This is a genomic window from Halomonas cupida (assembly GCF_900142755.1).
In the GTDB taxonomy this organism is placed as follows: Bacteria; Pseudomonadota; Gammaproteobacteria; order Pseudomonadales; family Halomonadaceae; genus Halomonas; species Halomonas cupida.
Window position 1 is genome coordinate 900,921 of the sequence record NZ_FRCA01000001.1, and the last position, 24,099, is coordinate 925,019.

Consider the following 24,099-nt stretch of genomic DNA (forward strand, 5'->3'; position numbering starts at 1 on the left):
CTCCCGTCTGTCCATCGCTCAGGAGTCGAGCGGTCGCGGCAGAGGTAGCCTGGGCAAGGCCGGATGAGGCAACTCGCTGATGCGAGGAGGGAGCAGGTCGCCCTGGAGGTGGCGTGAGACCAGTTCACGCACTGGAGACAGCTTGTCGCCCAACCGCAGCCCCAGGCGGCGCAGGGCTCTTGCCGGCGGGCGTTCGTCGGTATACAGCCGGACAATGGCCTGGGTGGCGAGATAGAGAGGACGGGTGGCCAGCCGATGTTCTCGGTCATAGGTCGCCAGTAAGCGCGATGAGGCGATATCCTCGCCACGCTGGAAGGCGGCTATGATCCGACGTGCCAGGCGCTGCTGGCTGTGAACGCCGAAATTGAAACCGTGCGCGGTGACAGGATGCATACCCACCGCCGCATCACCGACCAGCGCGAAACGTCGGTCATGAAAGCGCTCGGCATAGGTACTGACCAGTGGATAGGCATGGGCCTTGTCGGCCAACGTCATGCGTCCCAGGCGCCCGCCATAACGCTCGGTGAGCTGGGTGCTGAGCGCGACGTCATCCAGAGCCATGAGTTCCGCTATCTCACGTTCCGGCAGGGTGACCACTGCGGATGAAAGGTGCTCGGATATCGGCAGAAGAGCCAGCGTCTGGCCGTGGTCGAACCACTCCCAGGCAGATTGATCATGAGCGACTTCATGGGTGACACGGCACACCATCATCGAGCGACCGTTGTCGCGCATCTCGGCAGCGATGCCCATCTGACGTCGACTGATCGAGAAACGGCTGTCGGCGGCGACGGCCAGCCGTGCCTGAAGGGTAGTGCCATCCTCCAGTTTCAGGCTGGCACAGTGGGCATTGGTGGAGATGCTTGTCAGCCCGGTATGAAGAAACCGGATGCCGTCCAGATTCGCCGCCTGCCAGGCTGCCCGGCGAATGGCATGATTGGGCACCATGAAGCCGAGAGGTGAATCGCTGCTGGCGTCGCCGAAGCCCATGGACCAGGTCGATTGTCCATTGAAGACACGGGCCTGCTGTAGCGGAGCGATCTCGTCATCAGCCAGTCGCTGCCAGACTCCCATGTCGTTGAGCAGCTGTTTTGAGCCGTGTGTCAGGGCGATCTCTCGACCGTCGGGAGGCGGGCAGGAGAGTTCCTCTGCGGACAGGCGGTCGATCAGGATAACCTCAAGTCCGGCAGAGGCGAGTGTATTGGCCAGGCAGAGTCCTGTCGGGCCTGCTCCAATGATTGCGACATCCCTCACGTTTCTCTCCTTGCTGGACGCGGGTGCTGAATATGTGTGGATGGGCTGTGCGGTTATCGAGCCTCCATTGCCTATGCTATTCGAGCCTCGATCGAATCTCGAATAGATTCCGCCCGGACATTGATCCAGACCAGGATTCCATATGCATCTGCAGGAGGCTTTTGTTGCCGATGGGGCTCAGGCAGACTGTGTTCTCGACGCTGGTAGGATGCCATATCGTCGAGCAGTTCCCGGTCAGGATGGCCGTTGCAGGAGAAAAGGCGATGTTCAGGGTTCAGCCCGACAGCAAGCGAAAGATGCAAGATTCTTTCACCAATCAGCGGCGCAATGATGCGATTCTAGCCCGATTCAGGGTCGATGGTTCGGCCACCACGGATGATGTCACCGGGAGAGGTGTCAGGTGCTGATACTGGGAATTGATCCGGGGTCGCGGATTACCGGCTTTGGCGTAATCGATGCCAGCGAGCGTGAGCCTCGCTATATCGCCAGCGGCTGTATCCGCTTGAAGGATGACGAGCTGGCTCAGCGCCTGGCTCAGGTCTATGCCGGTATCAGCGAGCTGATTGCGGTGCATCGGCCGTCCGAAGTTGCGATCGAGCAGGTGTTCATGTCGAAGAATGCCGATTCGGCATTGAAGCTGGGCCAGGCGCGTGGCGCTGCGATCGTGTGTGCGGCCAACCATGGTCTTCCGGTGAGCGAATACGGCCCACGCCAGATCAAGCAGGCCGTTACAGGCACAGGCGCGGCCGACAAGGCTCAGGTCCAGCATATGGTCACGGCGGCACTGCGCCTGTCAGCAACGCCTCAGGCGGATGCCGCAGATGCCCTGGCGATCGCCTTGACCCATCTGCACAGCTGTCGTGGACTTGTCACCAGCGGCAGTTACGGTAGCCGACGCACCAACCGCTCGTCCTGGCGACAGTATCGTCCTTGAGGGTGGGGCCAGGTGTCTCCACGGAGTGACATATCAATTGTCGAACGGTGTTTGATTCATCTGGTGTCCGGGTATGTTCGCCAGTTATAGTGGCGGGTCGGTATAGTGGTCAGTCGGTAATGCTCGGTAAAATCAGCACATAGCGCCATGCAGCTGCGAGTCACTGGCTGAAACAGTAATGGATTCAGGGCAGGGGAGCGTGATTGACCTCCCCGCTCTAAATCGACAGGTTCAAGGCCTGATGCAATCAAGCGCCCGTGTATTTCATGGGCACCGGAGCATCAGGGGCAGGGAAACATTCAAGGCCATGGAAACATTCGAGGCCATGGAAATATTCAAGGAAAGTAGCGCGCCATGATTGGACGCATCACGGGCATTCTGCTCGAGACACAACCGCCCTGGCTGGTGGTCGACGTCGCCGGTATCGGCTATGAGCTGGAAGCCTCTATGACGACGCTGGTCGCACTGCCAGGCCTGGGGGAGAAGGTGTCTCTGTATACGCACCTTACCGTGCGTGAAGACGCCCATCTGCTGTATGGCTTTGCTCGGGAGCAGGAACGCGCCTTGTTCCGTGCGCTGATCAAGGTCAATGGCGTTGGTCCCAAACTGGCGTTGGCGATCCTCTCGGGGATGGACGAGGACGCCTTTGTGCGCTGTGTGATGGATGACGATATCAAGTCGCTTACGCGACTACCGGGTGTCGGCAAGAAAACCGCAGAGCGGTTGATCATCGAGATGCGCGACCGTTTTCCGCACTGGGAGCACCCGGACAGCACACTGACGATGGCCGCCGGCACAGCCCCGACGCCAGGCAGTACACGTGATCCATTGGCAGACGCGGAAGCTGCGTTGGTCAGTCTCGGCTACAAGCCTACCGAAGCCAGTCGAATGCTGTCCGGCCTGGAGAACGAAGGGTCGACCGAAGCCATCATCAAGGCCGCTCTGGCCAAGCGTATGGCCGGATAGCAATGATGTCCTGCAACGATACCCAGAGAGCTCGTTGGCACTGGTGCGCGGCCGGCATCATGGCGGTTCACACACAGGGAGACTGGCATGATTGACAGTGATCGGCTGGTCACAGCAGATGTCGGGGACGGCGAACAGCGTGTTGATCACGCCATACGTCCTCGTCGTCTGGCGGACTATATCGGCCAGCCACGGGTTCGGGAGCAGTTGGAGATATTCATCCACGCAGCGCGAGCAAGGGATGAAAGCCTCGACCATACGCTGGTGTTCGGCCCCCCGGGGCTGGGCAAGACCACCCTGGCCAACATCATCGCCACCGAGATGGGCGTAGGGCTGACATCGACATCCGGTCCTGTGCTGGAGCGGGCTGGAGACCTGGCGGCAATGTTGACCAATCTCAAGGCCGGTGATGTGCTTTTCATCGATGAGATTCATCGCCTGTCACCGGTGGTCGAGGAGATCCTCTATCCAGCGATGGAAGACTTCCAGCTCGATATTGTCATCGGCGAGGGGCCTGCAGCGCGCTCGATCAAGCTCGACCTGCCGCCTTTCACGCTGGTTGGGGCCACGACCAGGGCGGGGCGTTTGACCTCACCGTTGCGTGATCGCTTCGGCATTGTGCAGCGACTCGAGTTCTACGCCATCGATGAACTGACCGAGATTGTCTCGCGCTCGGCACGCTTGCTCGGCGTTGATACTGATGAGGGCGGCGCCCATGAGGTGGCTCGCCGCTCGCGTGGTACACCGCGGATTGCCAATCGCCTGTTGCGACGGGTGAGGGATTTCGCTGAGGTACGCGCAGAGGGGCACATTACCGCTCAAGTGGCGGATGACGCGCTCAACATGCTGCATGTCGATCACCATGGCCTGGACCACATGGATCGTCGGCTGCTGCTGGCCATGATCGAAAAATTCGACGGCGGACCTGTCGGAGTGGACTCCCTGTCGGCGGCGATCGGTGAGGAGCGTGACACTATCGAAGACGTGATCGAACCCTATCTGATTCAGCAAGGTCTGATGATGCGTACCGCGCGGGGACGCGTGGTGACTCGGCAGGCCTGGCAACATTTCGGCATCGCCCCTGATGACAGGGCCGTTGATGCAACCACTGATTGACACGAGACGAGGATTCCCGTGAACGATTCCATGTCCATTCCACACCTGATCATGAACGCCAGCGGCGTGGTCCAACTGGTGATGCTGCTGCTGCTGGTCGCCTCCATTCTGTCCTGGGTGGTGGTCTTCCAACGCAGCTTCGTGATGCGCAAGGCACGCAAGACCCATCGTCAGTTCGAGGATCGCTTCTGGTCAGGTGTTGATCTCAACGAGCTGTATCGCGAGACACCGGCGGAACAGGAAACCCAGGGCGCCGAGCATATCTTTCGCGCCGGTTTCCGCGAATTCAATCGCCTGATGCCGAAGACGCGCAGTCCTCAGGCGATTCTGGACGGCGTCCAACGCAGCATGCGGGTGGCCTGGTCGCGTGAGGAAGAGCGCCTCAACCTGCACCTGGTGTTCCTCGCCACTGTTGCTTCGGCCAGCCCCTATATCGGCCTGTTCGGTACCGTATGGGGCATCATGGGCTCCTTCCAGTCATTGTCCATGGCTCAGCAGGCGACTCTGGCGACGGTGGCTCCCTGGATTGCAGAGGCCCTGATCGCCACGGCGATGGGTCTGTTTGCTGCCATCCCGGCGGTGATCTTCTACAACCGTCTGTCGTCTGAATCCTCACGTCTACTGGGCAAGTACGAGGATTTTGCCGAAGAGTTCCACTCGATCCTGCACCGCAATCTACAGGGCCGCTCCGATAGCGGCACGGCCTGAGGGAGGAGGATCGATGCTTGGACCCTTCAACCGTCGTGGGCGCAGCAAGCCCATGGGCGAAATCAATGTCGTTCCCTTCATCGACGTGATGCTGGTACTGCTGGTGATCTTCATGATCACCGCGCCGATGCTGACTCAGGGGGTACAGGTCGACCTGCCGCAGGTTACCTCGGAACCCATCGAGGATATCGAGAACAAGGACCCGATCATCGTCTCGGTGGATCGTGGTGGTCAGTTCTTCATTGCTCTGGGCGGAGACGAAACTCAGGTCAGCCTCGATGAACTGAGTGATCGAGTGATCATTCTACTCGAGCGTAACCCGGGCACGCCGGTGATGGTGCGCGGTGATCGCAATGTCGCCTACGGCCAGATCGTCACCCTGATGAGCACACTGCAGGTGGCCGGGGTCGAGAATGTCGGCTTGATCTCTGAACCTCCTCCCGCGGATGGCCAGGGGTAATCCATGGCGAAACGACAGCGTCGCATCAGGGCGCCGGGTGAGGGCTATACACTGCCCGCGATACTGGCAGTTGGTCTGCACCTGGGGCTGCTGATACTCAGTGTCATCAAGTGGCCGGTTTCTCCACCGGAAACGCCCAACACCGCCATTGTGCAGGCGACCCTGATCAGCACAGAGACCACTACCGATCAGGCACAGCAAGCAGCCGAAGCTCGTACTCGGGCAGCCCAGCGTGCCGCCGAAGAGGCCGCCGCCGCAGAAGCGGAGCGTCAGGCACAGGAACAGGCCGAGGAACAGGCACGCCAGGAAGCTGAGGCAGAGGCTCAGCGCCAGGAGGAAGCTGAACAGGCAGCACGACGCGAGGCTGAGGCCGAACGTCAGCAGGCCGCCGAAGAGGCTCAGGCCGAAGCTGAGCGCCGCGCCGCGGAGGCAGAAGCAGCCCGTCAGCGCGAGGCCGAGGAAGAAGCCCGTCGTCAGGCCGAGCAGCAGGAAGCCGAGCGACAGCGTGAGGCCGAAGAAGAAGCTCGTCGCCAGCAGGAAGCCGAGCGCCAGGCCCAAGAGGAAGCTGAGCGTCAGGCTCAGGAAGAGGCCGAGCGCCAGGCCCAGGAGGAAGCTGAGCGTCAGGCACAGGAAGAAGCCGAGCGCCAGGCCCAGGAGGAAGCTGAGCGTCAGGCACAGGAAGAAGCCGAGCGCCAGGCCCGGGAGGAAGCGGAACGCCGTGCGCAGGAAGAAGCCGATCGGGAGGCCCAGCAACAGGCGGAGCAGGAGCTTCAGCGTATCATCGAAGGTGATACGGATGCGGTATCCAATGCCGCTCAGGGCGAGCAGGCGGCCAACGGTTTCATCCAGACCGTCAAGGCAGCAGTTGAGCAAGCCTGGAATATTCCGCCTAATGTGGGAGATGGAGCCTCGGCAACACTGGAGGTGCGTTTGGGGCCGTCCGGCGAGATATTCGCTGTGACCGTCAGCCGGTCCAGTGGAGATAGTGCATTCGATAACTCGGCTATCGATGCGGTTGAGGCAGCGGGGCCGTTCTCGGAACTGTTGCAGCTGCCCAGCGGTTTACAGCGTGATTATCGTCAATTCAGTTTGAACTTCAGTCCAGGAGGTATTCGCTGATGAGAGCCTTGTTCGCGAGTTGGGAAGGGCCTGGTGGGTTATCAACCAGAGGCGCAGGGAAGTCGGCCAGAAGAATGATCGTTGGCGCACTGGCATTGGTTGCAATGGCAGCAGGTTCTGTGGCTCAGGCCGACCTGACCATTGATATCACTCGGGGGAACGAACGGGCGACGCCGATTGCCGTGGTGCCCTTTGCCAGTGAAGCTGGCAACCTGCCGGAAGATGTCGCTCAGATCGTCGCCGATGATCTCGAGCGCAGTGGCTATTTTGAACCCCTACCACGCTCCTCGATGTTCGAGCAGCCCTCCAGCAGTGAGGAGGTTCGCTATGGCGATTGGAAGGCACTCGAGACCCGTTACATGGTGGTTGGCAAGGTCTCGCAGAGTGGCGGCCAGGCCGAGATCCAGTACGAGCTGCTCGACGTCAATGGTGAGTCGCGCCAGATCGGTGAGACAGTAACGGCCAACGGCTCAGATCTGCGCAGCGCCGCACATTACATCAGTGATCAGATCTTCGAAGAGATCACCGGCATTCGCGGCGCCTTTTCTACTCGCATTGCCTACGTGACCTCTCAAGGACTGGGTGACAACACCCAATATGGTCTGTACGTTGCCGATGCGGATGGTCAACGCAGCCAGCAGGTGTTGACCTCCGATGAGCCGATCATGTCGCCGGCCTGGTCACCGGATGGGCAGAAACTGGCCTATGTATCCTTCGAGACCGAGCGGCCGTCGATCTACGTGCAGAATCTCGGCACCGGCCAGCGTGTCAAACTGACCGACTTCGAGGGTCTCAACAGCGCACCAGCCTGGTCGCCGGACGGCCGCCGTCTGGCAATGGCCCTATCGCGGGATGGCCAGCCGGAGATCTATGTCATGGACATCGCTTCACGTAATGTCCAGCGTCTGACCAATACCAACAGTATCGAGACCGAACCGGCCTGGACGCCGGATGGCCAGAGCATCATCTTTACATCCGACCGCTCCGGCGGACCACAGATCTACCGCATGAGTGCCTCAGGCGGCAGTGCCGAGCGACTGACCTATACCGGCAACTACAACGCCCGCGGGCGCATCTCACCGGATGGTGAATCACTGTTTCTGATCCACCGTGGCAACAACGGCTACCAGGTTGCCAAGCAGGACCTGGGCACTGGTCGTCTGGTCGAGATCAGTGATGCTCAACAGGCAGAATCACCCAGTGTCGCGCCGAATGGCACCATGGTAATCTTTGCCACCCAGCAGGGTAGTACCGGCGTGTTGGGGGCGGTAACCGCAGATGGGCGAGCGCAGTTTCGCCTTCCCGCTGCACAGGGCGACGTACGTGAACCTTCATGGTCGCCATTCCTGAACTGATCGATTCGCCAACCCATAAAAACTGGTCAATGAATCGACTGTGATACATCAAGCAAGGAGTCATACGATGTTTCTGAAGCCCTATGCCCGTTCGCTGGTTGTTGCCGCTTCCCTGGCGGTACTCGCGGGTTGTTCCAGCACAGGTGGTACCCAGGATGGCAGCATGGACGGTAGCGGCACTGCTGGTGGCGCAGGTACCGGGACCGCCGGGACAGGCCAGGTGAGCGGTACCGGTGTCAACGGTAGCGGTGCAGGCCAGATGGCTGGTGCCCAGATTCCGCAGGGACGTACCATCTACTTCGACTACGACAGCGATACCATTCGCTCCGAGTTCGAGTCGCTGGTCAACTCCCATGCTGATTACCTCAGCAGTAACCCTAATGCCCATGTTGTACTTCAGGGCCACACCGACGAGCGCGGTACCCGTGAGTACAACCTGGCCCTGGGTGAGCGTCGTGCAGGAGCTGTCGAGCGTTATCTGAACCTGCGCGGTGTTTCGCCGTCTCAGGTTGAGGTGGTCAGCTACGGCGAGGAACGTCCGGCTGCGCGTGGCAGCAACGAAGATTCCTTCGCCCAGAACCGCCGCGTGGTGTTCGCCTACTGATGGGCGGACTCCTGACGATACGGGAGTAATCGATGAAACACGGTCTCAAGGGACTGTGCGGTGCGGGAGCCCTGGTGCTCCCGCTGTCCGTCATGGTTCCCATAATGACAATGAGCAGCAGTGCGCTGGCTCAGCAGCCAACGATCCAGGAGATCGGCGGCAGCAACTCGATCTACAGCCAGACGGCTACGCGCAGCGAAGCTGGTGGTAGCCTGCAGCTGTTCAACCAGGTGGAAGGCCATTCCCGTGAGTTGCGTGAACTGCGTGGTCAGATCGAAGAACTGAAGTATCAGCTCGAGCAGCTCAAGCAACAGAGCCGTCAGCAGTACATGGACCTGGATTCGCGCCTGTCGGAAATGCCCTCGGGTCAAGCACCCGCGGCGGACTCGGGGAGCAACGCTGAAGGCTCGAGTTCTGGAAACAACGCTGATGGCTCCAGTTCCGGGAACAGCGCTGATGGCTCTGATTCGCGGAATTCCGGAGATGGCCGTGACAGTGCGTCCAGTGGTAATGGCAGCTCGGCCAGTGGCGAGGCACGGGATGCCTACCAGTCGGCTTTCAGCAAGGTGCAGGACCGCAATTTCGATCAGGCCATCAGCGAGTTTGATAGCTTTGTCGAACGTTATCCGGACACTTCCTTGACGGCCAACGCCTGGTATTGGCTGGGTGAGCTGCATTCGGCTCAGTCGTCTCCGGCAGATGCCTCACATGCCTTCGAGAAGGTCCTCAGCGATTTTCCGGACAGTGCCAAGGTACCGGATGCCATGTACAAGCTGGGTGTCCTCAAGGCGCGCAATGGCGATAGAGATGCTGGATTGGCACTGTTGCGTTCGATCAAGGACGATTATCCTGACAGTAATGCCGCAGCACTGGCCGACCAATATCTGCGCCAGTCTGGCGCCTGACTTCAGGAGCGCGCATGAGCAGTTGCAGGATTGACTACCAGGCCGCACCGGATCTGCTCAGGGACAGGGTGATACTGGTGACGGGGGCCGGTGATGGCATCGGCAAGGCGGCAGCACTGAGCTTTGCCCGCCATGGAGCGACTGTGATCCTGCTTGGTCGCACCACCGGAAAGCTCGAGAAGGTATATGACGAGATTGTCGCCGAGGGGGCGCCAAAGCCAGCGATCATCCCGCTCAACCTCGAGGGCGCTACGCTCAAGGACTACCACGATATGGCCGAGGCGTTGGACAAGGAGTTCGGCCGCCTCGATGGCATCCTCCACAACGCCAGTCTGTTGGGCCGTATCACGCCTTTTGTACAGTACAACCCTGAGCTCTGGGAACAGGTCATGCAGGTCAATATCAATGGCCCTATCTGGATGACTCAGGCCATGATTCCGTTGCTTGAACAGTCGCCGGATGCGTCGGTGGTATTCACCTCTTCCAGTGTCGGCCGCAAGGGGCGGGCGTACTGGGGCGCCTATTCGGTCTCGAAGTTTGCGACCGAGGGGTTCGTTGAACTGCTTGCCGATGAGCTGGAGCATCTCGGCACGATCCGGGTCAACTCATTGAACCCTGGCGGTACCAGGACCGCCATGCGCAAGTCAGCCTATCCGGGTGAGGATCCGCTCTTGCTGCGTACCCCGGATGACATCATGCCGACCTATCTATGGCTAATGGGGCCGGATAGCCAGGGCCATAATGGCGAGAAGTTCGACGCCCAGCCTCCGAAGGCATCGACCACTGAAGCCTGAGGTTACGGGAAGAAAGCTTCTTGACGCATGCAGGTTGCCACGGCGCCGCCAGAGACTCTGACGGCGCCGTCGTCGTTCAGGCAGATACTGATGTGGTGTCCGGGGCCAGTAAGGCCTCGACCAGTGCCTGGCTGGTATCGAACCACAGATCGGCCGGCCAGCGTCGATAATCGTCGTCCTCGGCGATATAGCCATAGCCGACGGCTACGGCGGTCATACCAGCAGCCCGCGCCGCTTCCATGTCGCGGAGATGGTCGCCGACATACCAGCAGTCCTTTGCTTCCACACCCATGCGTCGTGCCGCTTCCCACAGCGGTTCAGGGTGCGGTTTGCGAACCTCGAGGTCGTCGGCACACAGCAAGGCGTCGGGCGCGAGCCCCAGTGCAGCGACCAGGGGAGCGGCATAGGCACGCGGCTTGTTGGTGACAATGCCCCAGCAACGGCCGTCGCGGCTCCAGTGGTCAAGCAATTTGTCCAGCGGGGAGAAGACACAGCTATCGACGGCCACTGACTGACCATAGGCACTCAGCAGGAACTCCCGTGCCTGCTGGTGGCCGGGGTCATCCACCGGGCTGCCGAGTGCCAGTGTCACCAGCGCACTGGCGCCATTGGATACCTGGGCGCGAATACTGGGATAGGGCAGTGCCGACAGGCCATGATGTTGGCGCAGGGCGTTGGTCGCCCGCGCCAGATCCGGAGCGGTATCCACCAGGGTGCCATCCAGATCGAACAGCATGCCCCGGGGTAGGGCCAGTGACGTCATTCGGCCTCCTTGCGGGTGTGCATCAGATAATTTACCGCAACATCTGTTGCATCAAGGCGGAAGCGGCGTGTCAACGGGTTGTAGGTCAGGCCGCTCTGCTCGCAGATCCGAGCGCCAGCTTCGCGACACCAATGCGCCAGTTCCGAGGGACGAATGAAGCGTGAATAGTCATGAGTGCCGCGCGGTACCAAGCCCAGCACATACTCGGCTCCGAGGATCGCCAGCGCATAGGCTCTGGGGTTGCGGTTGATGGTCGATAACATCAGGTGACCACCGGGCTTGAGGAGCCGAACGCAGGCCTTGATCACAGACTCGGGGTCAGGGACATGTTCAAGCATCTCCATGCAGGTCACCACATCGAAGTGCTGCGGCATTTCCTCTGCCAGCTGTTCGACACTTATCAGGCGATAATCGACCTCGACTGGCTGGGATTCGGCATGACGGCGGCCCGCATCGAGTGCGGCCTCAGACAGGTCAATGGCTGTTACTCGAGCGCCGCGGTGGGCCATGGATTCTGCCAGAATTCCTCCACCACATCCCACATCCAGTACCTCGCGGCCTGCCAGGCAGGCGCGAGCGTCGATGAAATCAAGTCGTAGTGGGTTGATCTCGTGAAGTGGCTTGAATTCACCTTCTCGATCCCACCAACGATCGGCGAGTGCAGAGAACTTGTCGATCTCGCTGTGGTCAACGTTGGCAGTGTGCATGTTCGATACAGTCATCTATGTCTCCGGGGCTAGCCGTTTACCCGAGCGGGAGAAGTCCGCGTCCTGTATAGAAAGGTCAAGGTATGTCCAGTCACATCCGTGATGTAGCGGAAATGTAATTGGTGTCTGGCAAGACTGTCACCATCGACCGACAACTTCTGATACAGGTCATCTATTCGGTATGATGCGTATTCTACGCATTCCCATCCCCGGATTCCCATGACGGTGATGAGCATGGATGTAAATTCGACTGAATGACAGAAAGAAAGGGAAGCATCCTATGATTCGCAAGGCCGTTCTCCCGGTTGCTGGTTTCGGTACTCGCTGTCTGCCGGCGTCCAAGGCGATTCCCAAGGAAATGATCACTATCGTCGACCGACCAGTGATCCAGTACGTTGTCCAGGAGGCGGTTGCTGCCGGTATTCGGGATATCGTACTGGTCACTCATGGAACCAAGAGTGCCATCGAGAACCACTTCGACAAGCATTTCGAGCTCGAAGCCACTCTCGAAGCCAAGGGGAAGACCGAGCTGCTGGAAGAGCTCCGTGCCATTGTTCCCTCTGACGTCAATATCATCAGTGTCCGTCAGCCGGAGCCCCTGGGCCTGGGCCATGCCGTTCTCTGTGCACGCCCAGTGGTCGGTGATGATGAGCCCTTCGTTGTACTGCTACCGGATGTTCTGGTGGATGACGAGGGACTGTCGCGCAATGACCTGGCCGGTATGATCGCAGCCTATGAGGACACTGGTCGCAGTCAACTGATGGTCGAGGAAGTACCCCGTGAGATGGTCTACAAGTACGGCATCGTGGCTCCCCGCGGCGATGCACCGGCTCCTGGTCAGTCCTGCGAACTCAATGGGGTAGTGGAGAAGCCTGCTGTCGAGGACGCTCCCTCCACACTGTCAGTCATTGGCCGCTATATTCTACCGGGGCGTATCTTCCCGATGCTGGCCGAGACCGCGCCCGGGGCCGGCAATGAAATCCAGTTGACCGATGCCATTGAGCAACTCCGTCAGGAGGTTGGTGTCGACGCCTACCGCATGCAGGGCAAGACCTATGATTGCGGCCATCAGTTGGGCTACCTCGAAGCCATTCTGGCCTACGGCCGCCGTCACCCACGTTACGGTGCTGGCTTCATCGAGTTGCTCCAGCGCTACGCAGCAGAGGAATAACACCATGCGCGTGATGATTCACGGCAGCGAGCTTTCGGCGGCGACTGCCGCAGCCGCGTTGTCCTGGGTCGGGCATCAGGTCTGCTGGCAACCCTCGGGCATCTCCTGGGAGGAATTGCAGCGCAGTGGCTGGTTGGCCCGAGAGCCTCTACTGACACAGTACATCGAGGAGGCCCTGGCCCGAGGACAGTTGCACATTGGTGATCAGCCGAACCCGTCCGACTCATCACTTGACGTTCTGTGGTTGGCCTTGTCTCCCGGACAGCGCGACGAGGCCTCTCGGCTGGTGGAAGATGCCACCGAGCAGTTGGGGCCTCGGTCGATCGTGGTCAACAACTCGACCTTCCCGGTCGGAGATACCGAGCGCCTCGAGGCACAGGTTGCTGACCGCGGTGCGGTTGCCGTTGCGCTGGCGGATACGCTGGAGGAAGGCCGAGCCTGGGAAACCTTTACCCGTGCCCGCCGCTGGTTGCTGGGCTGTGACGATGATCGTGCAGAACAGCAGGTGCGTGAGCTGATGCGTGCCTTCAATCGGCGTCACGAGGTGTTCCAGCGCATGCCACGCCGCGCCGCGGAACTGACCAAGCTGGCGATCAACGGCATGCTGGCGACGCGGATCAGTTACATGAATGAAATGGCCGGTCTTGCTGACACCCTCGGCGTAGATGTCGAGCATGTTCGCCAGGGAATGGGCGCCGATCCACGTATCGGCTATGAATACCTGTACCCCGGCTGCGGTTTTGGCGGTCCCAATTTCAGCCGCGACTTGATGGGACTAGCGGATGTCCAGTCTGCAAGTGGCCGCCACTCCGAGCTGCTCGACCAGGTGCTCGAGATCAACGAGCACAAGAAGGAGACGCTGTTCCGCAAGCTCTGGACCCATTTCCATGGGCGTCTGGAAGGGCGACGAGTCGCCATCTGGGGTGCGGCATTCAAACCGGGAACCGCCCGGATCGACCAGGCACCGGTGCTGACCTTGCTGCGCGCACTCTTCGCCCAGGGGGTGCATGTGCGACTGCACGATCCGGCAGCGCTTCCGGCGGTGCGTGAGGAGGTGGGAGATCACCCGTTATTGACGTTGTGTGAGGGAGAACCCATCGAGGCCTGTGAGGATGTCGATGCCCTGATGCTGGTCACCGAGTGGAAGGCCTATTGGAACCCTGACTGGCAGGCCTTGAGCAAGTGCCTTTCCGAACGTCTGTTGCTGGATGGGCGCAATATCTACGACCCACAATACGTTGCTGCCCAGGGGCTCCACTATCGTGGAATCGGGCGGCGTGCAGATCCTGCGCACTGAAATGGATCCTGCCAGCGGTTATCCTTGCGATTGATGAAAGACCAGAGCGGCGCCCATTCGGGCGCCGCTCTGGTTTCGAACATCCACAAGCGGCCACATCATTGAGCAGGCGGGGCGATCGAGATGGGGTTGAGATCATTCTGAGTAACGAAGTCCCAGTTGATCAGCGAACGGATAGCCTTTAGATAAGCCGCGCGATCATTCTGGTAATCGAGATACCACGCATGTTCCCAGAGGTCGATTCCGAGCAGCGGTGTTCGGTCAGCGGCCAGTGCTGTCTGTCCGTCGCCAGTGATGATGATTTCCAGTGGTCCCCGGGATCGGCGAACCAGCCACAGCCAGCCACTGCCGAAGTGATTCAGTGCCGCTGCCTCGATGGCGTCATGCAGGGCGGAAAGCGAGCCGAAGGTAGTATCGATATCGGCGCCGAGACGAGCATCCGGTGTGGCGCTTCCCCAGGGGGAAAGGCAATGCCAGTAGAAGGTATGGTTCCAGGCTTCGGCGGCCAGCCACGCAAGCTCTTCATCCTCTGACCACAGCAGCAATTCCAGTGAACCTGCCGTCTGGCCGGTGTTTTCCAGCCGAGCATTCAGGCGTTTGAGGCAGGCGAGATGATGGCCCGAGTAATGGGCATCCAACGTTGTGGCCGATAGATGAGGTTCAAGGGAGTGTCGATCATAGGGCAATGCCGGGAGCTCGAAGCTCATACAGGCTTCCTCGTCGATTGCGAAAGTCAGAGATGGCGGCCGGTGACCATAACGTTCCGACGCCGAATTCGCCAGCCAGAGTAATGTCAATACAGAATTGAACTGACAATGGCACGAATGGGCGTGCGCTTCGCTGGCGAAAAAACTTACACTATCAGTAAGCTGGTGCATTTCCCAGGGCAGGGAGCGAATGTCGGCAAGCCGACGTTCTGTATCCGGGCCGGCGCTACGTTCAGGGACACTGCGCCCCGACCTCGACGTTCAGGCATGCAATGTCACGCAATTGCTGTCCGGACCTTACTGTCCTGAGCACAGACTTTGATTTGAACGAGGAGAACAGAATGCCACAGCCACCAGACACCAGACAGGGGGCGCAGCCGATAGTGGCGGACCCTGGAGAGAGTGTGTCGGCCACGCGTTATCTCCGGCCGCGAGGCCCCAGAGTCTGGCCACTATGGTTTTTGATTCTGTTACTGTGCGGGACAGTGGCTGCTGGCGGTTGGTTTGCGTGGCAGGAACGCCAGTCCTTTCGACAGGAGATCACCCGTCTCGAAGCGGATGTTTCCAATATGCATGCCCGCTTTGACGCCGAGGATGGTCGTGGTGATGTTATTGGTGACTTTCATCGGCGCCTCGATCAGCTCGAAGAGCAACAACAGTCACTGTTGACTGTGCAGCAACAGCTAAAGGATCAGGCTGATGAACAGCGTGTCGAGAGTACGCAACAGTTTACCCAACAGCTTCAGGAGCTGACGGAAGTTCAGCAGGATCTCACCCAGCAGATGGATACTCTGGAAACGACATTGACAGCAACACGCACCTCCCTTGCTGCGGTCGAGCAGGCCGGGGACGCGGCTCGTGGGGCGCTGGATTCGCGAGTGTCCAGGTTGGACGATGCGCGAGAGTCCCAGGCTGGACGTGTCGCTTCCCTGACCACGAGAGTCGATGAGGTTGTCAGTCGTCTGGATACACGTCTGGGGCAGATGATTCCCGACCTTGAATCCCTTGGTGATGAGCTGCAGAACACATCCACTGCCGTTGAAGCCATGGGGCATTCATTGGAAGATGAGCAGGAGCAGCAAGACGCTCTCGAAAGGCGCCTGGATGATCTGGTGACGCAGGTACAGGAGTTGAATCGCAGCCAATTGGCATTGACAGCCCAACTCGAAGCGCTGCGCTGAACGGCACCACCGCCACCGTCAGGAAGTGAGGATTATGGATAATCGTCGACCCTTGCAAGGGGGACTGCTGTACTGGGGATCGGCTCTGGTGATGCTGACCATTCCCGTGTCCGCGTTGGCACTTGACGCGGAAATCGAGGGTATCGAAGGGGATATGGCCGACAACGTCGAGATCTACCTGAAGAACCTCGACGGTAGCGAATACAGTGTCAATCGCCTTCGAGCGGAGGTCATGCGCCTTACTCAAGAGGCCATGCGCGTCTATGGCTACTACGAACCGCAGATCGAGATGCAGTTCGACGACGAGGAGACTCCCGAGGAGGTGGCGCTGGTCATCGACAAGGGCGAGCCGGTCAGGCTGGAGGTGATCGACTTCACTCTGGCGGGAGATGCCGCCAACGACGAGCCATTCCAGCAGGCCATCGACGACTATCCACAACAGCTTGATGATGTACTGCTGCACGAGCCCTACGATAGCCTGAAGGGGCGCTTGCAGGCCTTGAACATCCAACGTGGATACTTCGATTGGCAGTTTACCGACGAGCGAATGGAAATCCGTCCCTGGGCCCACAGCGCGCGCCTGTACCTCGGCATCGATAGTGGCCCGCGTTATCGTTTCGGCAAGGTTGCGATCCATGGCAACCATATCCTTGAAGAGCGTCTACGCAATCTGAAACCGTTTGATTACGGCGATCCCTACCTGGCCAGCGAGGTGGCGGAGTTCAACAACGAGCTCGGTTCCACTGAATGGTTCGGGTCGATCAGCGTGCGTCCACGGCTTGATCGCCAGAAAGGCGCTCTGGCACTTCCCGAGCACGACTCCTGGTGGTCAGCTCTCGATGTCGAAGAGATTCCCATGCCTGAGCAGGGGCCGAGAATCAACCGTCAGGCACTGGTGTCGGCGACGTCGCTGTATTCACCTGAACAACCCTATATGCCGATCGATGTCGTGGTGACACCGGCGGATCGCCATCAGTTCGAGACCGGTATCGGCTACGCCACGGATGTCGGTCCGCGCCTGCAGTTCTCATGGGAGCAGCCCTGGATCAACCGCTACGGGCATAGCCTCGATCACAAACTGTACCTGTCCGGCCCGGACCAGCAATTCAGCGGCACCTACAATATCCCGCTGGATGACCCGCTGCGTGACAGCTATCGGCTCCAGTACGGCTTGCGCAACCAGGATATCGAGGACACCGAGAGCTTCGAGAGCACCATCGACTTCGGGCGCCACTGGGTATTCGACAATGACTGGGAACAGACCATCTATCTGCGTGCCACCTACGAGGACTTTACCCAGGGTAATGAATCGAATCAGGTGCTGCTGCTGTACCCGGGGGTGCAGTGGACGCGGACGCGAACACGTAACCCACAGTTCCCGACCTGGGGGGACCGCCAGACACTGAACCTGCAGTACTCCAGTGAGGCCTGGGGATCCGATGCAGAGTTCTTCCGCATGACAGGGGACACGGCCTGGATCCGCAAATGGGGCGATGACAACCGCTTTATCGGCCGCCTGGGTGTCGGCATGATCGAGACCGACGACTTCTCCAATATTCCACCGTCGCTGCGCTTCTTCACCGGGGGGGATACCACGGTCAGAGGCTATAGCTATGAATCGCTGTCACCGGAAGACGAGAACGGCAAGCTGACGGGGGGCCAGAACCTGTTGGCAGGTAGTGTCGAGGCCCAGCGCCGCATTACCGGCAAGTGGTGGGGAGCCGTATTCTTCGATGCCGGTGATGCTTTCACTGATTGGTGGCCGGACGAGGTGAACAAGAGTGCAGGTCTCGGGGTACGCTGGATCTCTCCGGTAGGACCGATTCGCCTTGACCTGGCGCACCCCTTTGATGATGACGACAACAGTGTGCGATTCCATTTCGCCATTGGTCCCGAATTCTGAGTTGCGGGTAGCCCCGCCAATAAGTTGACGAGAGCCCAAATGAAGACAGGACGTTTTGCCTGGGCCGTGATCCGGCTGGTGATCTTTCTACCGCTATGGCTGCTTGGCCTGGCGCTGTTGCTGATCGGACTGGTGCTCAGTCCCTGGGGCACGAGAGTCGCTCTGGATCAGGGGGAAAACCTCGGTCTGCTGGAGTACGAGAGCGTTGAAGGTGCGCCGCTCGACAGCATGGAGCTTACCGGGTTTCGCCTTGAACTCGGAAGCACCCGTGTGGTGGTGGATGAGTTATCACTGGCCTGGGCGGAAGACTGCCTACTGGATGGCCGGCTGTGTCTGGACCGTCTAGCGGTGACCGGTGCTGATGTTCGTATCGGAGCAAGCGAAGCGGAAGACGAACCTCCGGCCGAGGAGCCGCCGGCCGCCGGTGGCCTGCCCGATGTCGATCTGCCGTTCCCGATGGAAATTCGCGAAGTCAGCGTCAACGACGCTGCCGTATATCTTGACGATGGTACTCGCCTGGCGTGGCAGTCATTCACCACCGGCGCTATCGCCGAAACGGATACCATCAAGGTCCAGCCGACCCGACTTGCAGGGCTGAGGGTGACCTTGCCATTGACGCCAGGGGCGATGCTGGCTCTCAGTGCCTCGGAACATGACGGCCCCGTGGTCAACGCTCAGGCCATTGATGCCGCGCTTGATGTGGGCTCTCCGGTACCGGTAGAGGTACAGGGGCTGGCTACCAGGCCGTTACAGGAACGTGACCGTATCCAGTTGCCGGAGATTACCCTGCCTCTGGCAGTAGAGGTCCCGGAACTGGTGGTGGAGGACGCGGCAGTTGTTCAAGGGTCGAAGGAATATGGCGTAGAACGTCTGAACCTGTCGCTCAATGGGAAAGGTCAGACGGTTACGATCGAGCCGCTGGCGGTCTCGGCAGTGGAGGCTGACGCACGTCTGCAGGCCAATGTGACCCTGAGCGGTGATTACCCGCTGGATGCCTTGCTGGAAGCCGATCTCTATCTACCCAACCGCTTCCCGGCGCTGGACGGCGAGCGGGTAGAGCTGCAATTGTCGGGAAACATGGCGGCACTGCAGGTCAACCTGGATCTTACCGGCCCGGTTGAGGCGAGACTTGATGCCCAGCTCGATACCCTGGCGCCGACGTTGCCGTTCGAGGCCAGCTTCTCCAGTCCTCATCTACAGTGGCCGTTGGAAGGCATGAAGGTTGGCGCGCCTGCCCCTGAGGAGAATGATGAGGGCAAGGAAGTCGGCGATGATGGTGAAAGCCCGAGTACTGATGATGGTGAAAGTCCGAGTACTACGGCCGAGCAGCAGCCCTGGATCGCCAGAGATATCGATATCCAGACCTCAGGTAGCCTGATCGATCATCGGATCCAACTGGCATTGAATCTTGAAGGCCCGCAGTTGCCCGCCACTCAGATCGAGCTTGAAGGCGGCGGAGACTTCAACCATTTCCGTTGGTCGCCGCTATCGATGAGCATGGAGGCCGGTCAACTGTTGACCGAAGGTGAGGTGAGCTGGGGCGAGGGGGTCGATGTTCAGGCCAGCCTGACGCTGGACTCGGTGAATCCAGCGCCCTTTGTCGAGGGACTCGAGGGCGACCTCAACGGACAGGCCGAGGTGGCCTTCCGTCAGACTGAGGACGGCTGGGAGCTGGATGTTCCGCTGCTCGACATCAGCGGCACCCTCGATGAACGCCAACTTGCGTTGACTGGCGAGCTTTCCGGCAACAGCGACATGCAATGGGATATCCGTAACGTCGATTTCCGCCAGGGTGAGAATCACATCAACCTCGCCGGTTTGATCAGCGAATCTCGGCTGGATATCGATGGCCGACTCAATCTACCCAATATGGCAGCCCTGTACCCCGGTTTGACCGGCAGTCTCAGCGGCGACATCGCTGCCGGAGGTAGCCTGAAGGCGCCACAACTGGATGTGTCGTTGGAAGGTTCAGGAACCGGTTTCGAGGATAACCGGGTCGGCCAGTTGGACCTGACCGCCCGAGTTGCTGGTCTTGAGGACCCGGAGCTCGACGTGCGCCTGGATGCCAGTGCGATTGAGGCGGGCGGCCAGCAATTCAACAGCGTGGATCTCGACCTGTCGGGGCGCCTTTCCAACCATCGCCTGGAGTTGCAGGTGGATGGTAGTGAGGACGGGCCTCTCAATAGCCTGCAGTTGGCACTGGATGGTGCCATGAATGCCGCTCGCGATCGCTACCGAGGCACCCTGTCGCCGCTGCAGGTCGTCTTGCCACAAGGCACCATTGAACTCGACCAGCCGCTGACCTTCGCTGCCAACCTCAACCAGTCTGCCGTGACAGCGGAACCTTTCTGCCTACGCCGGGAGCAGGGTGGCAATATCTGTGTCACGGAACCTCTCGAGGCGTCCGCAGATAATGGTCGTGTGGCCCTGGCGATCAATGAGTTGCCCATGGACCTGGTCAACGAATCACTGCCGGAAGGGTGGAGTATCGACGGTGATACCCAGGCACAGTTCACAGCGGGTTGGTCAGCGGGAGGAAGCCGCTGGCAGGCCGAGGCTGATCTCGGTAGCGATATCAGCGTGACTGGTGTGGACGCCTACGGAAAGGAGTGGACGGTTCCGGCCACCACGCTGTCTCTGCAGGTCGACGCCAGCGAAGCACGGGTCAATACCGACCTGGATCTGGCCCTGGCCGATAGCGGTAACCTTGGGCTCGAGCTGGTAGTCGATGACCCCCTCGGCACGGGTGCTCTCAGCGGCCAGCTGAGCCTCGATGATATTCGTCTCGCCCCCTATCGTCCTCTGGCTGTTGGACTTGACCAACTGGAAGGGGCAATCAATGGCGATATCACCATTGCCGGAACGAGCTCTGCACCTGACCTGAGTGGCAACATCAACCTGTCGGGACTGCGTGTACATGGTTCGGATATACCGGTCGCCGTCACCGACGGTAACCTCGATATCCGTCTGGCCGGTGAGCGTGCCGATATCTCGGGCTACGTAAACGCCGAGCAAGGCCGTCTGAACATTGATGGTGACGCCAGTTGGCCGGACGGCAGCTGGGAGGCCAATGTGGCGCTGTCCGCTGTACAGGACCCGCTGCTGGCGACCATGCCGGCCTTCGGACGCATCAAACTGGCCCCGGACCTCACCATCAGTGCCAACCCTTCGCGACTGCGGGTACGTGGCGAGGTCACCATCCCCTGGGCCCGTCTTGAAGTGGGGCAGGTTCCCCCCTCGGCGGTCTCACCCAGCGGCGATGAAATCATCATCACTCGCGAGATGGACGAAGCGGCAAGAGAGGCAGAAGAAGCCGCCGCTGAAGCCGAGCCCGGTGCATCCACCGCCGAAGCAATGGCCGATGCCGGTATGGCCATCGACATCCGTATCAAGTTGATACTCGGCCGCGATGTGCAGTTGAGTGCCTATGGCCTCGAAACAGAGCTGGGAGGCACACTCGAGGTAATCCAGAGCGATGGACCTCTGGAGCTGTATGGCGAAGTCAATCTGATTGATGGGCGCTTCCGTGCCTATGGACAGGACCTCCATATCCGGGAAGGCAACATCGTCTTCGGTGGCGCACCGGGCCAGCCACTACTGGACTTCGAAGCGATCCGCAACCCGGCCAACACGGCGGATGGTGTTATCGCGGGTCTGCGTGTGACGGGAGTCGCATCTCAGCCGGATCTGGAGATATTCTCGGAGCCGTCGATGGACGAGACGCGTGCACTGTCCTATGTGCTCACTGGTCGCTCGCCCGAAGATGGCGGTGGTGGCGGAAGTGGGGCGCTTACCTCAGCGTTGATCGGTATTACCCTCGGCAAGACCGGTGGTGCCGTGGGTGCTTTGGGTGAGAGCTTCGGCATCCAGGACCTGAGCCTCGATACCGCCGGCAGCGGGGAGGATAGTCAGGTAGTGGTCAGCGGTCGGCTTACCGACCGTCTCGAAGTGGGGTATGGCGTCGGCGTATTCTCGCCAATCGCCGAGCTGACCCTGACTTACCAACTGTGGCGAGACCTGTACCTCGAGGCGGTATCAGGTGCGGCTCAGGCGGTAGACCTGATCTATAGCTTCAGCTTCCCTGGTGATCCACCCGAAGTGCAGTGATCGACAGCACGACGCCCGGCCTGAAAGCCGGGCGTCGTGCTTGCGGTGGTAGGGTGGGTGCGGGGAAATCGCGAACGAGAGTCAGCCAGCGAGGAAGTGGGCCGTTCGCTCCGTCAACCACGAGGAACAGCGCCAACCCCGCCCTTGCATGAAGCCGACATGGCCACCATGACGGCTCACCTCGACCTTCAACTGCTCGGCCCGTTCCGGAAAACGTTGCAACAGGTCCGGGGGCATGAACGGGTCATCCTCGGCATGAATCAACCAGGTGGGGGTCGTGATGCGATCCAGCACCGGACCACTGGATGCACGGGCATAGTAGTCCTCGGCGTCGGCAAAGCCATGCAGGGGAGCGGTGATGATGTCATCGTAGTCGCGCAGACGTCGGAGCCTCGCCACCTGTTCGACACTGACATCGAGCGGTAGCTCCCCCCTTGCCAGACGAGGCATGACCTTGCGCTTGAGTGACTTCAACAGATGGCGTTCATAGATGCGCGAGAATCCCCGACTCAGCCGCTCTGAACAGGCGGCCAGATCCAGTGGTGGACTGATCACCAGCGCCGAGGTGATATCGAGGTGCTGACTGTCCGGTTCAGCAAGCAGCCGCAGCAACATATTGCCCCCGAGGGAAACGCCACAAAGACGTATCGGTGCCTGTGGATAGCGACGACGAAGTTCCGTCAGCAGCACTAGAGCATCGCCGGTATCACCGCTGTGATAGGCCCGGGGACGTCGATTGGGTCGTGACCCACAGCCGCGGAAATGCATGATCAAGGCACGCTGTCCCATTCGGCAGGCCGTACCGAGAATCGCGGCGGCGTAGGGTGATGCGATACTGCCTTCCAGGCCATGGAACAGCACCAGTATCGGTGCGGTATTGTCCCGCGGCTCCGGAGCCACCCAGCACAACTCCACTTCGTCGCCATCCGGAAGATTCAGCCACTCACCACGCCATTTCAGTGCCAACGGCCGCAATACCCGTGGCAGCAGTGTCTGGACATGAGGATTGCGAATCAGCGCAGGAGCGCGAAAGGAGGGGCTTTCCAGCGGCAAAGACGTCATCATCGAATCATTCCCGTGGCATGGTCGTGTTTATGGATCTACCGTGTTCACGGATCTGTTGCCAGGTGTCGGTCACCGATGCTCGTCCGGTGCTCAAATGCCGGTAGAGACGAATCTCGAACTCGACGTTCCAGCGAGGCTGACCCGCGGCGACCAGTTCACCACTGCTCATGGCTCCCCCCAGGCTGCGTTCCGGCAACCAGCCGAGCCCGTAGCCCAGTGATACCAGCTCACGAATATTGCCACTCTGGATGCTCTCATTGAGCACCGTGAGGGTCGGGCAGTCGCCGAGCCTGTCCAGATGGGCACGTATGGCGGCATCAATCATTCCACGAGGGTGATAGGCGATCAGCGGCAATGAGCGTGTCTTGCCACTCTTGCTGCTCCGGCCACTGTCCAGTGCAAAGCGCGGGGTGCCGCTGGCATCGGGGAGGCTGACGGGAATGAAGCGCTCATGTCCGAGGACCACATACTCGGTGTCGTCATTGGCCAGTTCCAATGGACTCCCCGAGAGCGGCCAGTAGCAGATGGCCATATCAATCTCACCGGATGCCAGTGCCTGGAAATAATCGCCCATCAGCCAGGCTGTGGCACGGAGATAGGGCACCAATGGCGGCGGGTTTTCCCAGCTTGCCAGCCATGCCGGCAGAAAGCTGGTGAGCAGCCCCTGGGGAGCGCCAAGGCGCAGCTGTCCCGCCTGCTCCTCAGCCATCTGTGCCAGTCGCTGCCGAGTCGCGCCGACGCGGCGAGTGACATCGTGACACATGCCCAGAAAGGCCTCACCCGCCGGCGTCAATGACAGTGGCAGAGTCTGCCGGTTGATCAGTGTTGTGCCCATCTCTTCCTCCAGCAACTTGATGCGTCGCGAGAAAGTAGGCTGAGTCACGTTCTGTTCCTCGGCAGCACGGGAGAAATGCCGCGTACGAGCCAATGCCAGAAAATCTTCCAGCCAGCGGATTTCCATTGTGTTCTCGAATTACCTGCGTCGT

General features: G+C 60.1%; 21 protein-coding genes. 15 read left to right on the forward strand and 6 right to left on the reverse strand.

Going from position 1 to position 24,099, the window contains the following annotated elements; genetic code table 11:
- Positions 1-18: 18 nt before the first annotated feature.
- Positions 19-1,251: a 5-demethoxyubiquinol-8 5-hydroxylase UbiM gene (gene ubiM / locus BUE38_RS03945; RefSeq protein ID WP_073433663.1), complete on the reverse strand. Its 1,233-nt coding sequence runs from the start codon at positions 1,249-1,251 to the stop codon at positions 19-21.
- 400 nt (positions 1,252-1,651) lie between these two features.
- Between ubiM and ruvC the strand changes: the two genes are divergently transcribed.
- The 10 genes from ruvC to BUE38_RS04005 all read left to right on the forward strand — a co-directional run bounded on the left by ruvC (position 1,652) and on the right by BUE38_RS04005 (position 10,212).
- Positions 1,652-2,185 (forward strand): crossover junction endodeoxyribonuclease RuvC, encoded by a 534-nt coding sequence (gene ruvC, locus BUE38_RS03955; protein WP_073433665.1) that lies wholly within the window; start codon positions 1,652-1,654, stop codon positions 2,183-2,185.
- Positions 2,186-2,539: 354 nt separating this feature from the next.
- Positions 2,540-3,151, forward strand: a complete 612-nt coding sequence (gene ruvA, locus BUE38_RS03965) for a Holliday junction branch migration protein RuvA (RefSeq protein ID WP_073433667.1) — start codon at positions 2,540-2,542, stop codon at positions 3,149-3,151.
- 87 nt (positions 3,152-3,238) lie between these two features.
- Complete coding sequence (gene ruvB, locus BUE38_RS03970) at positions 3,239-4,267, forward strand: Holliday junction branch migration DNA helicase RuvB (protein WP_073433668.1); 1,029 nt, start codon at positions 3,239-3,241, stop codon at positions 4,265-4,267.
- A gap of 18 nt (positions 4,268-4,285) precedes the next feature.
- Positions 4,286-4,975 (forward strand): protein TolQ, encoded by a 690-nt coding sequence (gene tolQ, locus BUE38_RS03975; protein WP_073433669.1) that lies wholly within the window; start codon positions 4,286-4,288, stop codon positions 4,973-4,975.
- Between the two features lie 13 nt (positions 4,976-4,988).
- Positions 4,989-5,435, forward strand: a complete 447-nt coding sequence (gene tolR / locus BUE38_RS03980; RefSeq protein WP_073433670.1) for a protein TolR — start codon at positions 4,989-4,991, stop codon at positions 5,433-5,435.
- A gap of 3 nt (positions 5,436-5,438) precedes the next feature.
- A complete protein-coding gene (tolA, locus tag BUE38_RS03985; RefSeq protein WP_073433671.1) occupies positions 5,439-6,554 on the forward strand; it encodes a cell envelope integrity protein TolA in 1,116 nt (371 codons plus the stop codon).
- Between the two features lie 104 nt (positions 6,555-6,658).
- A complete protein-coding gene (gene tolB / locus BUE38_RS03990; protein ID WP_234986751.1) occupies positions 6,659-7,909 on the forward strand; it encodes a Tol-Pal system beta propeller repeat protein TolB in 1,251 nt (416 codons plus the stop codon).
- Between the two features lie 67 nt (positions 7,910-7,976).
- The gene (gene pal / locus BUE38_RS03995; RefSeq protein ID WP_073433673.1) at positions 7,977-8,513 is read left to right on the forward strand and encodes a peptidoglycan-associated lipoprotein Pal; all 537 of its coding nucleotides are present in this window, start codon (positions 7,977-7,979) and stop codon (positions 8,511-8,513) included.
- 32 nt (positions 8,514-8,545) lie between these two features.
- Positions 8,546-9,418, forward strand: a complete 873-nt coding sequence (gene ybgF / locus BUE38_RS04000) for a tol-pal system protein YbgF (RefSeq protein ID WP_073433674.1) — start codon at positions 8,546-8,548, stop codon at positions 9,416-9,418.
- A gap of 14 nt (positions 9,419-9,432) precedes the next feature.
- The gene (locus tag BUE38_RS04005; protein WP_073433675.1) at positions 9,433-10,212 is read left to right on the forward strand and encodes a YciK family oxidoreductase; all 780 of its coding nucleotides are present in this window, start codon (positions 9,433-9,435) and stop codon (positions 10,210-10,212) included.
- Positions 10,213-10,288: 76 nt separating this feature from the next.
- Here BUE38_RS04005 and BUE38_RS04010 read toward each other — a convergent pair whose 3' ends face one another.
- Positions 10,289-10,975, reverse strand: a complete 687-nt coding sequence (locus BUE38_RS04010) for an HAD-IA family hydrolase (RefSeq protein WP_073433676.1) — start codon at positions 10,973-10,975, stop codon at positions 10,289-10,291.
- Complete coding sequence (ubiG, locus tag BUE38_RS04015) at positions 10,972-11,697, reverse strand: bifunctional 2-polyprenyl-6-hydroxyphenol methylase/3-demethylubiquinol 3-O-methyltransferase UbiG (RefSeq protein WP_073433677.1); 726 nt, start codon at positions 11,695-11,697, stop codon at positions 10,972-10,974. Before ubiG ends, BUE38_RS04010 begins: the two co-directional genes overlap by 4 nt.
- Positions 11,698-11,962: 265 nt before the next feature.
- Between ubiG and galU the strand changes: the two genes are divergently transcribed.
- Both galU and BUE38_RS04025 read left to right on the forward strand, forming a co-directional pair.
- On the forward strand, positions 11,963-12,853 hold the full coding sequence (gene galU, locus BUE38_RS04020; protein WP_073433678.1) for a UTP--glucose-1-phosphate uridylyltransferase GalU: 891 nt from the start codon (positions 11,963-11,965) through the stop codon (positions 12,851-12,853).
- 4 nt (positions 12,854-12,857) lie between these two features.
- Positions 12,858-14,150, forward strand: a complete 1,293-nt coding sequence (locus BUE38_RS04025) for a nucleotide sugar dehydrogenase (protein ID WP_073433679.1) — start codon at positions 12,858-12,860, stop codon at positions 14,148-14,150.
- A gap of 98 nt (positions 14,151-14,248) precedes the next feature.
- Here BUE38_RS04025 and BUE38_RS04030 read toward each other — a convergent pair whose 3' ends face one another.
- On the reverse strand, positions 14,249-14,857 hold the full coding sequence (locus BUE38_RS04030; RefSeq protein WP_073433680.1) for a superoxide dismutase: 609 nt from the start codon (positions 14,855-14,857) through the stop codon (positions 14,249-14,251).
- Between the two features lie 341 nt (positions 14,858-15,198).
- Here BUE38_RS04030 and BUE38_RS04035 point away from each other — a divergent pair, with 341 nt between their 5' ends.
- Genes BUE38_RS04035 through tamB form a run of 3 tightly spaced genes read left to right on the forward strand, consistent with a single transcriptional unit; the run spans position 15,199 to position 22,048 of the window.
- A complete protein-coding gene (locus BUE38_RS04035) occupies positions 15,199-16,038 on the forward strand; it encodes a coiled-coil domain-containing protein (RefSeq protein ID WP_143166180.1) in 840 nt (279 codons plus the stop codon).
- A gap of 34 nt (positions 16,039-16,072) precedes the next feature.
- Positions 16,073-17,941, forward strand: coding sequence for an autotransporter assembly complex protein TamA (gene tamA / locus BUE38_RS04040; RefSeq protein ID WP_073433682.1), 1,869 nt, complete (start codon positions 16,073-16,075; stop codon positions 17,939-17,941).
- Between the two features lie 39 nt (positions 17,942-17,980).
- A complete protein-coding gene (gene tamB / locus BUE38_RS04045; RefSeq protein WP_073433683.1) occupies positions 17,981-22,048 on the forward strand; it encodes an autotransporter assembly complex protein TamB in 4,068 nt (1,355 codons plus the stop codon).
- Positions 22,049-22,129: 81 nt separating this feature from the next.
- On the opposite strand, the gene BUE38_RS04050 is transcribed toward tamB, so the two are convergent.
- Positions 22,130-23,113 carry a hydrolase gene (locus tag BUE38_RS04050; protein WP_084541697.1) on the reverse strand — a complete coding sequence of 328 codons (984 nt, stop codon included), beginning with the start codon at positions 23,111-23,113 and terminating at the stop codon, positions 22,130-22,132.
- Between the two features lie 4 nt (positions 23,114-23,117).
- Entirely contained in the window at positions 23,118-24,074 is a 957-nt protein-coding gene (locus BUE38_RS04055) for a LysR family transcriptional regulator (protein ID WP_073433684.1), read from the reverse strand.
- Between the last annotated feature and the right edge of the window lie 25 nt (positions 24,075-24,099).

Excerpts from the sequence above, each read along its gene's own strand:
- tamA (WP_073433682.1), top strand. The coding sequence starts at position 16,073 with ATGGATAATCGTCGACCCTTGCAAGGGGGACTGCTGTACTGGGGATCG.
- tolA (WP_073433671.1), top strand. The coding sequence starts at position 5,439 with ATGGCGAAACGACAGCGTCGCATCAGGGCGCCGGGTGAGGGCTATACA.
- tolR (WP_073433670.1), top strand. The coding sequence starts at position 4,989 with ATGCTTGGACCCTTCAACCGTCGTGGGCGCAGCAAGCCCATGGGCGAA.
- BUE38_RS04030 (WP_073433680.1), bottom strand. The coding sequence starts at position 14,857 with ATGAGCTTCGAGCTCCCGGCATTGCCCTATGATCGACACTCCCTTGAA.
- BUE38_RS04035 (WP_143166180.1), top strand. The coding sequence starts at position 15,199 with ATGCCACAGCCACCAGACACCAGACAGGGGGCGCAGCCGATAGTGGCG.
- BUE38_RS04055 (WP_073433684.1), bottom strand. The coding sequence starts at position 24,074 with ATGGAAATCCGCTGGCTGGAAGATTTTCTGGCATTGGCTCGTACGCGG.
- ruvB (WP_073433668.1), top strand. The coding sequence starts at position 3,239 with ATGATTGACAGTGATCGGCTGGTCACAGCAGATGTCGGGGACGGCGAA.
- BUE38_RS04025 (WP_073433679.1), top strand. The coding sequence starts at position 12,858 with ATGCGCGTGATGATTCACGGCAGCGAGCTTTCGGCGGCGACTGCCGCA.
- BUE38_RS04050 (WP_084541697.1), bottom strand. The coding sequence starts at position 23,113 with ATGATGACGTCTTTGCCGCTGGAAAGCCCCTCCTTTCGCGCTCCTGCG.
- tolB (WP_234986751.1), top strand. The coding sequence starts at position 6,659 with ATGGCAGCAGGTTCTGTGGCTCAGGCCGACCTGACCATTGATATCACT.
- ubiG (WP_073433677.1), bottom strand. The coding sequence starts at position 11,697 with ATGACTGTATCGAACATGCACACTGCCAACGTTGACCACAGCGAGATC.
- BUE38_RS04005 (WP_073433675.1), top strand. The coding sequence starts at position 9,433 with ATGAGCAGTTGCAGGATTGACTACCAGGCCGCACCGGATCTGCTCAGG.
- ybgF (WP_073433674.1), top strand. The coding sequence starts at position 8,546 with ATGAAACACGGTCTCAAGGGACTGTGCGGTGCGGGAGCCCTGGTGCTC.
- pal (WP_073433673.1), top strand. The coding sequence starts at position 7,977 with ATGTTTCTGAAGCCCTATGCCCGTTCGCTGGTTGTTGCCGCTTCCCTG.
- tamB (WP_073433683.1), top strand. The coding sequence starts at position 17,981 with ATGAAGACAGGACGTTTTGCCTGGGCCGTGATCCGGCTGGTGATCTTT.
- galU (WP_073433678.1), top strand. The coding sequence starts at position 11,963 with ATGATTCGCAAGGCCGTTCTCCCGGTTGCTGGTTTCGGTACTCGCTGT.
- BUE38_RS04010 (WP_073433676.1), bottom strand. The coding sequence starts at position 10,975 with ATGACGTCACTGGCCCTACCCCGGGGCATGCTGTTCGATCTGGATGGC.
- ruvA (WP_073433667.1), top strand. The coding sequence starts at position 2,540 with ATGATTGGACGCATCACGGGCATTCTGCTCGAGACACAACCGCCCTGG.